Here is a 13,940-nt window from a genome sequence, read left to right as displayed (position 1 = left end):
GACAGCTCTGAAGGATCCTTCAACCGATCGCTTTGGCTTTAACTGATCGGCATTAGCCCTAAAAGGTGGCTTTTATTCTGTTATCCCAGCCAAAGCCTGATCTTGTAATTAAATTTCACTTTATTCCGAAGTCTTGGAAAATTTACTTCTCCCGCATTTCGAAAACTAATAATTGCAAACTTAGAATGCTTTATTTGACTAGATACAGCACTTTTCGCTAGATTGTGTACTTAACAAGGAACAATGGATGTAATTTTTTTACGAGGCAGGATGACAATGAACGAGAAATACGCCGCTCTCAAGAGTAACGTAAGCATGCTGGGACGCTTGCTAGGTAACACAATCCAAGATGCACATGGTGACGTTATCTTAGAGAAAGTGGAGACTATCCGTAAACTTTCCAAATCCGCCCGCGCAGGCAACAAAGCTGACCGTGACAGCCTAGTTGAAGAAATCAAAAACCTGCCGAACGAACAACTCACTCCTGTTGCTCGTGCATTTAACCAATTTCTCAACCTCACCAACATGGCAGAGCAGTACCACACCATCTCTCGCCACTGTGAGGAGCATGTTTGTGAACCAGACGTGCTGCAATCTCTATTTTCCAAATTAAACCAGAATGACATCAGCAAGCTAGACGCGGCTCAAGCCGTTCGCGACCTGAACATTGAACTCGTTCTGACTGCACACCCAACAGAAATCACTCGTCGCACCATGATCAACAAGCTAGTTAAGATCAACGAGTGTCTGTCTAAATTAGAATTAAGCGACCTATCACACAAAGAGCGCGTGAAAACCGAACGCCGCCTAGAGCAACTGATCGCTCAAGGTTGGCACTCAGATGTGATTCGTCAACAACGCCCAACGCCACTTGATGAAGCTAAGTGGGGCTTTGCGGTTGTAGAAAACTCTCTATGGGAAGCCGTTCCTGACTTCCTACGTGAAATGGATGGCCGACTAAAAGGTTATCTTGGTGAAGGCCTGCCGATCGATGCACGCCCAGTACACTTCTCATCTTGGATGGGCGGTGACCGCGATGGTAACCCATTCGTAACGCACACCATCACTAAGGAAGTTCTGCGCCTATCTCGTTGGAAAGCTGCCGATCTTTACTTAGGCGACGTAAACGAGCTGATTACCGAACTGTCGATGACTAAGTGTAATGATGCCGTTCGTGAGCTAGCAGGTGATGAACACGAAGCTTACCGTGCAATCCTGAAGAACCTACGCACTCTACTGAACAACACGCTAGAAGTGCTGGATGCAAAATTGCATGACACAGAGGTTCCGAAGAAAGAAACACTACAGAACATCGAGCAACTTTGGACACCGCTTTACGCATGTTACCAATCGCTGCACGAATGTGGCATGGGCGTAATCGCAGACGGTTCTCTGCTTGATACTCTGCGCCGCCTAAAAGCGTTCGGTGTACACCTAGTTCGTCTCGATGTTCGTCAAGAAAGTACTCGTCACTCAGATGTACTGTCTGAACTGACTCGCTACCTAGGCATTGGCGACTACGACCAATGGAACGAGCAAGACAAGATTGCTTTCTTAACCAATGAATTAAGCTCTAAGCGTCCGCTTCTTCCTCGCGATTGGGAGCCATCTGAACAGGTTAAAGAGGTTTTAGACACCTGCAAGGTTATTGCTGCTCAACCTCGTGAAGCCTTCGGTGCTTACGTAATTTCTATGGCTCGTACTGCATCAGATGTACTGGCTGTTCACTTACTACTGCAAGAATGTGGCTGCCCATACCGCATGGACGTATGTCCGCTGTTCGAAACGCTAGACGACTTGAACAACTCAGAAGCAGTAATGAAACAGCTAATGAGCATCGACTTGTACCGTGGCTTTATCCAGAACCACCAAATGGTGATGATCGGATACTCTGACTCAGCGAAAGATGCGGGCGTAATGTCTGCAGGTTGGGCTCAATATGATGCAATGGACAAACTGGTTAAGGTTTGTGATGAAGAAGGCATTGAACTGACTCTATTCCACGGTCGTGGCGGTACGGTTGGTCGTGGTGGTGCTCCGGCGCACGCTGCTCTTCTTTCTCAGCCACCTAAGAGCTTGAAAGGCGGTTTACGTGTAACAGAGCAAGGCGAAATGATCCGCTTTAAACTTGGCTTACCAGACGTTGCTGTAAACAGCTTCAACCTTTACGCAAGCGCGATTCTAGAGGCGAACCTTCTGCCGCCACCTGAGCCAAAACAAGAGTGGCGCGACCTAATGGAAGTGCTATCTCAAGTATCTTGTGAGGCTTACCGCAACGTGGTTCGTGGCGAAGAGAAATTCGTACCTTACTTCCGTCAAGCGACACCTGAACTGGAGCTAGGTAAACTGCCTCTTGGCTCTCGCCCTGCGAAACGTAACCCGAACGGCGGCGTAGAAAGCCTACGTGCGATTCCATGGATCTTCTCTTGGAGCCAAAACCGTTTGGTACTGCCTGCATGGTTAGGCGCTGGTGAAGCGATTCAGTACTCTGTAGATCAAGGCCATCAAGCCCTGCTCGAAGAGATGTGTCGCGAGTGGCCGTTCTTCTCTACCCGTCTCGGTATGTTGGAAATGGTGTACTCGAAGTGCAACATGGAAATCGCTAAGTACTACGACCAACGCCTTGTTGACGAAGAGCTATTACCATTAGGTGAGTTACTGCGTGAACAGCTGCAAAAAGACATCAAAGCCGTGCTAAATGTTGAGAACAACGAGAACCTAATGCAGAGCGACCCTTGGGGACTTGAGTCAATCCGCCTACGTAACATCTACGTTGAGCCACTAAACATGCTTCAAGCTGAACTGCTTTACCGTACTCGTAAGTGTGAAACACCACCAGCAGAGCTTGAAGAAGCGCTAATGGTGACGATTGCAGGCATTGCAGCAGGCATGCGAAACACTGGTTAATTAGTGATTCCTACCATTCAACAGACAAAAGGTCGCCTAGTGCGACCTTTTTATTTCACAAAATAAGCAATAGTGAGTTTTTTGTCAGTTTTTTGGGTTATTTTGTCCATGTATTCTACTTTATGCTTATTATTTAGATATACTACTGCTCCGCTGCGGAAACACTCCAAAAAATAATCTGCAGCATCTTGACCAATAAACTGGTCAACCTAGGTGATAAACGGCTTTGTAAGGTGACATAACCAACCGATGAGTTGGTGCTACTTAGACATAACCAATATAACGTGCCATTAGAAGCACACTTGTTGTTTAAGTATTTGTTTACTGTTTACCATTTGGATTTCAGACATGTCATTACCACACGTAATTCTAACCGTTTTAAGTACACGCGATGCTACTGGTTACGATATCACAAAAGAATTCTCCGCAAGCATTGGTTACTTCTGGAAAGCTAGCCATCAACAAGTTTACCGCGAGCTAAATAAAATGGCTCAGAACGACCAGGTAACTTGCGTGCTTGAGCCTCAAGAAGGCAAACCTGATCGTAAAGTTTACTCTATCACTGATGCTGGCCGTGGCGCGCTAGGTGAATGGTTTGAACAACCAACTGCACACCCAACCGTTCGTGACGAGTTCTCAGCTAAGCTAATGGCTTGTGCTGTACAACCTTCTGACGCTTACCGTGTACAACTTGCTGAGCTAGTAGAAGAGTCTCGCAAACTGGTTTCTCACTACCGTGAAATCGAAGCAGCTTACTACGCAACGCCATCGACACTAGACAAGCAAGCACGCCTTGAGCGTCTAACACTTCGTCGTAACCTACTTATCCGTGAAGCATGGATTGTATGGGCTGAAGAAGTACTGCTTGAACTTGGCGCTCTAGCTTAAGTTAAGCTAGAAAAGCAAAAGGCTTGAACTCTATGAGTCCAAGCCTTTTTTGTATCTATAGGATTTGAAATGTTACTGCCAGAGGCTTTTTACAAGTGCTTAGGCTTTACTTCTTAGACTTTTCTTACAGCGCAGCGACTTGCGGACGAACACCTAGCGTATGGCAAAGTGCATAAGTCATTTCTGCACGGTTTAGCGTGTAGAAGTGGAAATCTTTCACACCTTCACGGCTCAGTGTACGAACCATATCAATTGCTTGGCTAGCACCAACAAGCTGACGAGTCGTTGGATCATCATCCAAACCTTCAAACTGCTTCGCCATCCAGCCCGGTACTTTTACGTTGTTCATCGCAGCAAAGCGAGATGCTTGCTTGAAGTTAGAAACAGGTAAGATGCCCGGTACGATTTCAACATCGATACCTGCCGCCACACCGCGATCACGGAAACGTAAGTAACTTTCTACATCAAAAAAGAATTGCGTGATGGCACGGTTAGCGCCAGCATCCACTTTACGCTTCAGGTTAATAAGGTCTGATTGAGCACTTTTTGCTTCAGGGTGAACCTCAGGGAAAGCTGCAACAGAGATATCAAAGTCGTGGCGAGATTTAAGCAGCTCAACCAAGTCAGATGCATACATATCTGGAGCGCCACCGCCTGCTGGGATATCACCACGCAACGCAACAATGCTCTCAATGCCATTTGCCCAGTAATCATCAGCAATTTGAATCAGCTCTTCACGGCTAGCATCAATACACGTTAAGTGTGGTGCAGCAATTAGGCCTGTTTGGTTCTTAATTTCTTTAATAATTGAGTGGGTACGATCACGCTCACCCGAGTTTGCACCGTAGGTTACTGATACAAATTTTGGTTGGAGTGTTTTAAGACGGTGAACAGAATTCCACAAGGTCTCTTCCATCTTCTCACTGCTTGGTGGAAAAAACTCAAATGACACATTGATGTTGTCAGAAAGCTCAGCGATATTCTGATTTAAAGCGTCGATATGGCCTGCGTGTGTGTATCCCATCTTACTCTCCCTGTGGCAAAAGCAACCACTAAAAACTCAAATCCTTAAACGACGTTTAGACGTCTATATGTCTGTAGAATGTATTGAATACGATTTAATGTCAACAGATCCATTATGAATTTTTCTCAAGTAGATCGTGAGTAAAACTCAAGTCGTTAGATGGGTCGCAAAGCAGAAATAATGTAGAAAAAAGGCTGAAAAACACATCGTGCTTTCAGCCTTATTTATCTTAGTGAATAGTATGCCATTTACGTACTAAAACAATTGATCTGAGTTTCAAACCAACCGATATGAGTATCAGAACAGGCTAGACATTCTGTTTAAATCAGATTGAATTGCACCTGCCGTTACTTCACGACCGGCACCTGGGCCACGAATAACCAATGGATTATCTTTGTACCATTTGCTCTCAATCGCAAAGATGTTGTCGCAAGGCAACAAGTTCGCCAGAGCATGTTCTTTAGACAGTGCTTCAACGCCTACGGTTGCCTTACCGTTCTTCTCCAAACGCGCTACGTAACGCAGAACTTTCTGTTGAGAGTGCGCTTTCTCTAAACGCTCAGCCAGCTCTTCGCTCAGTACAGAAGCTTTGTCGAAGAAGTCATCCACAGATAGATCTTGCAGCTCTGCAGGTACGAGCGATTCCACTTTTACGTTTTCAGGTTCGATATCCAAACCAGATTCACGCGCCAGAATCACCAGCTTACGCATCACGTCTGAGCCATCTAGGTCAGCACGAGGGTCAGGTTCCGTAAGGCCTTGTTGCCATGCTAAGTCAACCAACTCGCTGAACGGCACGGTGCCATCAAACTGTTGGAACAACCAAGACAACGTGCCCGAGAAAATGCCAGACAACGCAATGATGTCATCGCCACTTTCACGTAGGTCACGTACCGTGTGGTTAATCGGCAATCCAGCACCCACTGTCGCGTTGTACAACCAATGACGGCTGATCTTAGCGAAAGCATCTTGTACTTGATGGTAATACTCGCTCGATGCAGAACCTGCCACCTTGTTCGCCGAGATTAGGTGAATACCTTGTTGTGCGATTTGCAGATACTTTGCTGCAAGCACTGGGCTCGCAGTCACATCCAGAACCACTGCTTCGTCATAACCTTGAATAGAGCCCAAACGCTCTAACCAGTCGTTACCATTGTTAGCAATAGCTTCGTCGTCAAAGCGCTTACCTACCGAAGTCGCATCAATACCTTGATCGTCGAACCAATAGGTTTGGCTATCAACCACGGCAACCAATTCAAAGTTCATTCCACGGCGCTTTTCAAGTTCCGCTTTTTGCTCAGCAAACAGGCTTAACCAGCTTGAACCAATATTGCCCTTACCACACAAGGCAATCGCAACACGCTTCTGCGCTTGGAACAGTTGAGAATGAATGCCTTTCACTAGATTTGATGTTTCACTCTTACGAATCACAGCCACCAAGCTTAAGCCTGAGTTCGCTTCTGAGATGAACTCAACCGGCGAGCTCTTAAGCTGCTGGTAGAAACCGTAGCAATGATTAGGGTTCTTAGTCACACCCGCACCCACTGCAGCAATCAGAGAGAAACCTTCTTTTAGCTTAATCTCAGCTTCAATCGCATGGTCTTGGAGATATTCTAATGCACCACCAGCGATCTCTTCTGTGTAGGCAAGACGCAAACAGTGTTGATCCGGTTCAAGCTCATAAGCAAGCGGCTCAAGTTGAGCACGCTTAAGCCCTTCAAGCACTTCACTCTCTAGACGGTCGAAATCATGGCCGTGACCAAAGGTCAGTTGCACGATAAGCACTTCATCCAAAGAGGTAATGATTTTTGCGCCACGACCCGATGCCAGTACACGCTCGATCTGTGTAGAGCCCGCCTCCGGCTGATAGCTGCAACGCAAGCTCAGATCCATCGCACTTTGCGCGACTGGCTGTAGTGTGCGGCTATGAAGCACAGGTGCGGCAAGACGAGCGAGTTCACTTGCTTCATCAAGACGAAGTAGAGGCAGTAAACACGCATCCGACACCAAGCGAGGGTCAGCACTGTATACGCCTGCTACATCACTCCAAATCGTTACGCGATCCACTTCAGCTAAAGCGCCAATCACGGTTGCTGAATAGTCTGAACCATTGCGACCAAGTAATACCGTTTCACCTTCAGTGTTTTGCGCCATAAAGCCGGTAATCACCACACGACAATGGGCATGTTGCGCCAAGGCTTCTTTAATCAGAGGATAAGAACGAGCACGATCCACTTCAGGCTGAGCGCCCACTTCTGCACGTAAGAAAGCACGAGCATCTTGTGCGACAGCTTGTAAATCATGCTGGCACAACAAAGCCGCGAGTATACGTGAAGACCAAACCTCACCGTGTCCAAGCACTTTTGCTTTTTGTGCTTCGCTCAAGGGAGCCGTTAGCTCACCCAAAGCGGTAAATTCTTGTTGAATGGTTGAAGTAAGTTGTGCGGCTGATTCACCCTCAAGCAGTGCTTCAATCAGATCGAGTTGGAACTGACGAAGTGCTTGTAGGCATTCATGGGCAATACGACCATCTTTGTCGAGCGCTTCAACAAATTCAATCAAACGGTTGGTTGTTTTGCCTGCTGCCGATACCACCACCAAATCAGATGCTGATGAGTATTCTCTAAGAATGTTGACCACGCGTTGGTAACATTCAGGATTCGCTAAACTGCTGCCACCAAATTTATGTAGCTGGCGAAAGGTTGCCATTATTAACCCTCCCCTTCAGCGATAAAGCGCTGTGTTCTTTCAAACGCTTGCTTGAGGTCATCGATTAGGTCTTCTGCATCTTCAAGGCCAACAGATAGACGCAGTAGTTGCTGAGAAACACCCGCTTCTGCTAAGGCTTCTTCACCCATCGCGCGGTGAGTCATCGACGCAGGGTGACAAATCAGGCTTTCAACACCGCCCAATGATTCTGCCAAAGAAAACAGCTCTAACTTATCAACAAAGTATTTAAGCGCCTCGAATGAGCCCGCAAACTCAAAACTGAGCATGGAACCAAAGCCCGATTGCTGTTTCTTCGCGATATCATGACCCGGATGTTCAGGAAGGCTTGGGTGGTAAATAGTGCCAACAAGATCTTGTTGCTGCAGAGACGCTAGAATTTCACGTGAGCTTTCTTCGTGAACTCGCATACGCGCACCTAGCGTACGAATACCACGTAAAGTCATGTAGCTATCAAATGGTGTGCCGGTCGCACCAATACAGTTGCCCCACCATGCTAACTCTTCAGCGTGTTCTTCTGTCTTAGTGACCACAACGCCACCAATAACATCTGAGTGTCCATTGATGTACTTAGTGGTTGAGTGGATAACAAAATCAGCACCCAGCTCTAAAGGCTTTTGGAACACAGGTGTCAAAAACGTGTTGTCGACAGCAACCAGAGCACCAACCTCTTTCGCTTTACGGCAAGTTTCTGCAATATCAACCACGCGAACCAGTGGATTCGATGGGGTTTCAATTAAGATCAACTTTGGCTTAAGCGCGAGCGCCGCATCCAGCGCTGCTTGATCCGATTGATCAACGAACAGAACTTTGAAGTCACCTTTTAGCGAGCGAGTGTTAAACAGACGGTAAGTACCGCCGTAGCAATCGTGCGGTGCAATAATAAGATCATCGCCGCCTAAGAAAGCCGAAACCCATAAGTTAAGCGCCGAAGTACCACAGTTAGTCACAACCGCGCCTTTGCCTGATTCAAGCTCAAACAGTGCCGTCTCTAATAAACCGCGGTTTGGGTTACCAGAACGGGTGTAATCGTACTTTGGCACTTCACCAAAAGCGGGAAACCCATAGTTAGTCGAAAGATAAATGGGTGGGACAACGGCATGGTGTTGCGTGTCTGACTCGATACCAGTACGTACTGCGATTGTTGCTGGCTTCCGGCTGCTCATAGGTGCTTCCTTACAAGTTTTGCGTCTGAGAATCACAGCGGCTTGTCGGCATTTTGCGGCTGTGTTAGATATATGTTATTCACTTTACTTTCATAAACGTGAGACGTCAACACTTCTAGACGTCTATATGTCTTTGCTTATGGCAGTAAATCCCGCTAAAATCACCACTATTAATTTATTCTAACAACTAAAGTGATGAAGGTACGCAATGGCCGACTGGAATGGTGAATACATAAGCCCATATGCTGAGCATGGAAAGAAAAGCGAACAAGTAAAGAAAATTACAGTTTCTATCCCTCTAAAAGTGTTAAAGGTTCTTACTGACGAGCGTACTCGCCGCCAGATTAATAACCTACGCCATGCAACAAACAGTGAGCTACTGTGCGAAGCCTTTCTACATGCGTACACAGGCCAACCACTACCAACGGATGAAGACCTTCGTAAAGACCGCCCAGACGATATTCCTGCTGAAGTGAAAAAGCTGATGACAGAGATGGGTATCGAGTTCGAAGCGTTTGACGAAGAATAAAAACAACTCAGTCACTGCCTTCATTATTGATTCGCTCTAGCTGAACCTTATTTATCACATCGCGCATAGCTTTTTATGATTGCGCTGTGAATGATAGACATAAAAAAACCGACTCCAGATGAGTCGGTTTTTTATTATTCTTTTTGGCTCAATAGAGCAACAGCTATTAAGCCATATAGTTAGCAGGCATCTCGATACGAGCTACGCCAGATTCAACAGCCGCTTCCGCAACTGCTCGTGCTACGCGAGGAAGTAGACGTGGGTCCATTGGCTTAGGAATGATGTAACCCTTACCGAACTCCAGTGCAGTCTCGCCCGCAGCTGCTAGTACTTCAGCTGGAACTTCTTCTTTCGCCAGTTCACGAATCGCTTTAACCGCCGCTAGCTTCATTTCGTCATTAATTTCGCTCGCACGCACGTCTAGTGCACCACGGAAAATGAATGGGAAACAAAGTACGTTGTTTACTTGGTTAGGGTAATCACTGCGGCCTGTACCCATGATTAGGTCAGAACGAACTTCGTGTGCAAGCTCAGGCTTGATCTCTGGATCTGGGTTTGAACATGCAAACACAACAGGCTTATCAGCCATCAGCGTTAGTGCTTCAGCAGGCAGTAGATTCGGCCCCGATACACCCAAGAACAGGTCAGCGCCTTCGATAACATCTTCAAGCGTACGCTTATCAGTGTTATTTGCGAACAGCTCTTTGTATTCGTTTAGGTCATCACGACGAGTATGGATCACACCTTTACGGTCAAGCATGTAGATTTTTTCACGCTGAGCGCCACACTTAATCAGTAGTTCCATACAAGCAACCGCCGCTGCGCCAGCACCTAAACAAACGATCTTACACTCTTCAAGTTTCTTACCTTGAAGCTCGATCGCATTCAGCATACCCGCTGCCGTTACAATCGCAGTACCGTGTTGGTCATCGTGGAATACCGGAACATCACAACGTTCAATCAGGCGACGTTCAATCTCAAAACAGTCTGGTGCTTTGATGTCTTCCAGGTTAATACCGCCGAATGTATCTGCGATATTCGCAACTGTATCAACGAACTCATCGATTGTGCGGTGTTTTACTTCAATATCGATAGAATCTAAACCAGCAAAACGCTTAAACAGGAGCGCTTTGCCTTCCATAACAGGTTTAGAAGCAATAGGGCCAAGGTTACCTAGGCCAAGAATCGCTGTACCGTTAGAGATAACTGCAACCATGTTGCCTTTACCTGTGTACTTATAAACGTTATCAACGTTCTGTGCGATCTCGCGAACAGGCTCAGCCACGCCTGGGCTGTATGCAAGTGCTAGGTCTTCTGCAGAGTTTGCAGGCTTCGTCAGTTCTACGGCAATTTTGCCTGGAATTGGGAACTCATGGTAATCAAGAGCTTGCTGACGGAATTGTTCTTGAGGTGATAATTCTTGAGAGGATTGAGCTTGGCTGCTGTCTTCAGACATAGGTGTAGGTTCCTAGGATATTATTATTTGGGGGATCTTGTTCATGTTAATGGATGTACTTCAAAGTTCCTAGGTGGTTGAAGCCTCTGTCTCATTAAAAAACGAGATTTCACTACTAATAAGACCAGTGAGCAGTTGAAATTACTATCGCTTGTTGAAGTTTCGTGCTGAATTTTGGTGAAGAGAGATACGCAAGGAATTGCCCTGAAATAGAATAGAGAGGCAACTTATCGTTGGGTGAGAGTGATGCTTGAATAGAAGTCAGTGCTTTCTCAAATTGCAGGCAACAAAAAAGGACACCGAAGTGTCCTTTTTCATGTCTAAATAGCGAGAATTACTTCTTGCTAGAAAGAGCACCGAAACGCTTGTTGAAGCGATCAACACGGCCGCCAGTATCTACGATACGTTGCTTACCAGTGTAGAACGGGTGACATTTGTCACATACGTCTAGGTGGATTGATTCTTTTGCTAGCGTTGAGTTGAACTCAAATGTGTTGCCGCAAGAACAAGTTGCAGTAACTGCTTTGTATTCTGGGTGGATTCCAGCTTTCATGGGATAACCTCAAGTAGGCCGTGTCGCTATACGATTCTAAGCCGCACACCACACGTAGTTTAAAAAAAGAAATAAAGACACCGCATCGACACAAAAGAGTGATGAAGCCATACCTTTAAGGCGCAGTATAGTAATGAATCTATAAAGCAGGATCAACTGATTTGATACATTTTTCGCCAATATCGGCGTTATTTCCTTTGCTGGCTGTAATTCTTGGCTTGGCCCCAACCTCACCCGCTTCTCTGCCACATCACATTCAAACTGCTTCTCGAATTTAACCGCCTTATCCTTTAGACTGTTCGCTCTCGTCAATTCAGATAAAGCCGTCCCTTTATGCGTCCAATGATTGCCCGTGTGGCGCTGCCTGTTCCACTCGACAAGCAGTTCGATTACAAGATTCCAAACCACCTATTCCCGATTATTGGTGGTCGCGTCTCTGTGCCTTTTGGACGACAAACCTTAACCGGCATTGTCACGGCTCTGGTTAACGAATCAGAATTCGAGCTAGATAAGCTCAAGCCAATAAAAGCGCTATTGGATAACCAACCTGTTTGGCCGGAATCTGTCTATTCACTATTAATGTGGTGCAGTCAGTTTTATCAGTACCCTCTTGGCGAAACCTTTGCTAACGCCCTTCCGAGCGCTCTAAGAAAAGGCAAAGCCGCCGACTTCGCGACGCTGGTTGAGTGGCAGTTAACGCCATCAGGCAAAGACCAACTGATGCAAGGTTTTGGTCGCGCGGTCAAGCAAGCCAAAGTGATGCACATGCTTGAACACGGCCCGGTTCCTCATCAAGAGTTCATTGATGAAGAAGTTGGCAGCGCCGTACTCAAAACGCTAGAAGAGAAAGGCTGGATTGAATCGGTAGAGAAAAAGCCGAAGCGCCAACCTTGGCCAGTTGAACTTGAGAATGACCAAGACAAACCTAAGCTCAATGCCGAACAAGCCATCGCGATTGCGACCGTAAATAGCCAAACCGACTTTGGTTGTTTCCTGTTAGAGGGCGTTACTGGCTCAGGTAAGACCGAGGTTTACCTGAATATGATTAAGCCGATTCTCGATCAAGGTAAACAAGCGTTAGTGCTCGTGCCCGAGATTGGTCTCACTCCTCAAACGATTAACCGCTTTAAGCGACGCTTTAATGTGCCTGTTGAGGTTATCCACTCAGGTTTAAACGATTCAGAACGCCTGAATGCGTGGTTATCGGCGCGCGATAAAATAGCAGGCATCGTGATTGGTACCCGTTCAGCTCTGTTCACGCCATTTGCTGACCTAGGTATTATCATTGTCGATGAAGAACACGACGCGTCTTATAAACAGCAAGATAGCCTGCGCTACCACGCTCGTGATGTGGCGATCATGCGTGCGCACAAAGCGCAGATCCCGGTTGTGTTAGGCTCTGCAACTCCAGCATTTGAAACACTGCACAACGCTCAAATAGGTAAATACAGTTATCTCACCCTGACTTCACGTGCGGGTGTCGCACTGCCGACCACCAATAAGGTGTTGGATGTTAAAGGTGAATATCTAGAAAGTGGCCTGTCTGCGTCGTTAATTGCAGAGATGCAAAGACACCTCAAAGCAGGCAACCAAGTGATGCTGTTCCTCAATCGCCGAGGGTTTTCTCCGGCATTGATGTGTCACGATTGTGGTTGGACAGCCGAGTGTAAACGTTGTGATGCTTACTACACCTATCACCAATACAGTAATGAGATGCGCTGCCACCACTGTGGTTCTCAGCAGCATATCGTGCACAACTGCCAAGGTTGTGGGTCTGTGAACTTGGTGACAGTGGGTGTCGGTACCGAGCAGTTAGAGGCTCAACTTGGTCAACTATTCCCGGAATACAAAACCATTCGTATTGACCGCGACAGCACCCGCCGTAAAGGCAGCTTAGAAAGCGCGCTCGAGTCGATTCGTAAGGGTGAATTCCAAATTCTTATCGGCACGCAGATGCTTGCTAAGGGTCACCATTTCCCTGACGTGACACTTGTGGCGTTATTGGATGTGGATGGCTCTTTATATAGTAGTGACTTCCGTGCCTCTGAACGTCTTGCGCAGCTATTCATCCAAGTAGCGGGACGCGCAGGACGAGCAAGCAAACCCGGTGAAGTGATCTTACAGACTCACCACCCAGAACATGGGTTGTTGCAAGCCTTGCTACACAAAGACTATAACCACTTTGCTCAGACGGCGCTAGCAGAACGTAAGCAGGCAATGTTACCGCCCTATACCTTTATGACGCTGTTTAGAGCAGAAGCCAATGACACTCGCTTGGTGGAAGAGTTCTTGCGTCAGGTTCGTCACACATTGGAATCGCACCCGCTGTTTGACCAATATTGCATGGTGTTAGGGCCAACCCCGGCTCCGTTAGCAAAACGAGCGGGCAAATCGCGCTGGCAGTTAATCTTACAAACTCAGACGCGCTCGTTAATGCAGAAGCTATTGATGAGTGCCAAGCCGGCCATCAATATGTTACCTGCTGCGAAAAAAGTTCGCTGGTCACTCGATATTGAGCCGCAAGATTTGAGTTAAACCCACTTGGGTTAAAACTAATGATAAGTTTGTTCACAAATATTTCATATTTCTCGTGAGCAACTTCACACTAGTCATGTGATTTTTGTTAATCTAGCCGTAACTTTACACGGATTAAACGAATAAAATATTGCAATAAAAAAAGTGTTAGCAAC

At 46.6% G+C, this 13,940-nt stretch carries 9 protein-coding genes; 4 read left to right on the top strand and 5 right to left on the bottom strand.

Annotated elements, in window-relative coordinates; genetic code table 11:
- The first annotated feature begins 270 nt into the window (after positions 1–270).
- Together ppc and AB6D06_RS18655 are read left to right on the top strand one after the other, a co-directional pair.
- Entirely contained in the window at positions 271–2,907 is a 2,637-nt protein-coding gene (gene ppc / locus AB6D06_RS18660; RefSeq protein WP_170791819.1) for a phosphoenolpyruvate carboxylase, read from the top strand.
- 348 nt (positions 2,908–3,255) lie between these two features.
- Positions 3,256–3,795 carry a PadR family transcriptional regulator gene (locus AB6D06_RS18655; RefSeq protein WP_017061141.1) on the top strand — a complete coding sequence of 180 codons (540 nt, stop codon included), beginning with the start codon at positions 3,256–3,258 and terminating at the stop codon, positions 3,793–3,795.
- A 124-nt stretch (positions 3,796–3,919) separates the two neighbouring features.
- Here AB6D06_RS18655 and metF read toward each other — a convergent pair whose 3' ends face one another.
- The 3 genes from metF to AB6D06_RS18640 all read right to left on the bottom strand — a co-directional run bounded on the left by metF (position 3,920) and on the right by AB6D06_RS18640 (position 8,712).
- Positions 3,920–4,819, bottom strand: coding sequence for a methylenetetrahydrofolate reductase (gene metF, locus AB6D06_RS18650; protein WP_372111338.1), 900 nt, complete (start codon positions 4,817–4,819; stop codon positions 3,920–3,922).
- 297 nt (positions 4,820–5,116) lie between these two features.
- Positions 5,117–7,528 (bottom strand): bifunctional aspartate kinase/homoserine dehydrogenase II, encoded by a 2,412-nt coding sequence (locus tag AB6D06_RS18645; protein ID WP_372111335.1) that lies wholly within the window; start codon positions 7,526–7,528, stop codon positions 5,117–5,119.
- Between the two features lie 2 nt (positions 7,529–7,530).
- Positions 7,531–8,712, bottom strand: coding sequence for an O-succinylhomoserine (thiol)-lyase (locus AB6D06_RS18640; RefSeq protein ID WP_017063681.1), 1,182 nt, complete (start codon positions 8,710–8,712; stop codon positions 7,531–7,533).
- 208 nt (positions 8,713–8,920) lie between these two features.
- On the opposite strand from AB6D06_RS18640, the gene metJ reads away from it, so the two are divergent.
- Entirely contained in the window at positions 8,921–9,241 is a 321-nt protein-coding gene (gene metJ / locus AB6D06_RS18635; protein WP_004415993.1) for a met regulon transcriptional regulator MetJ, read from the top strand.
- A gap of 166 nt (positions 9,242–9,407) precedes the next feature.
- Here metJ and AB6D06_RS18630 read toward each other — a convergent pair whose 3' ends face one another.
- Both AB6D06_RS18630 and rpmE read right to left on the bottom strand, forming a co-directional pair.
- On the bottom strand, positions 9,408–10,697 hold the full coding sequence (locus tag AB6D06_RS18630) for a malic enzyme-like NAD(P)-binding protein (protein ID WP_017061144.1): 1,290 nt from the start codon (positions 10,695–10,697) through the stop codon (positions 9,408–9,410).
- A 334-nt stretch (positions 10,698–11,031) separates the two neighbouring features.
- Positions 11,032–11,250: a 50S ribosomal protein L31 gene (rpmE, locus tag AB6D06_RS18625; protein ID WP_004737142.1), complete on the bottom strand. Its 219-nt coding sequence runs from the start codon at positions 11,248–11,250 to the stop codon at positions 11,032–11,034.
- 333 nt (positions 11,251–11,583) lie between these two features.
- Here rpmE and priA point away from each other — a divergent pair, with 333 nt between their 5' ends.
- The gene (gene priA / locus AB6D06_RS18620) at positions 11,584–13,785 is read left to right on the top strand and encodes a primosomal protein N' (protein ID WP_102393043.1); all 2,202 of its coding nucleotides are present in this window, start codon (positions 11,584–11,586) and stop codon (positions 13,783–13,785) included.
- Positions 13,786–13,940 lie beyond the last annotated feature (155 nt).

This window comes from Vibrio sp. 10N.239.311.G01 (assembly GCF_041465805.1).
In the GTDB taxonomy this organism is placed as follows: domain Bacteria; phylum Pseudomonadota; class Gammaproteobacteria; order Enterobacterales; family Vibrionaceae; genus Vibrio; species Vibrio crassostreae_C.
This window is presented reverse-complemented; position numbering and strand designations above follow the sequence as displayed.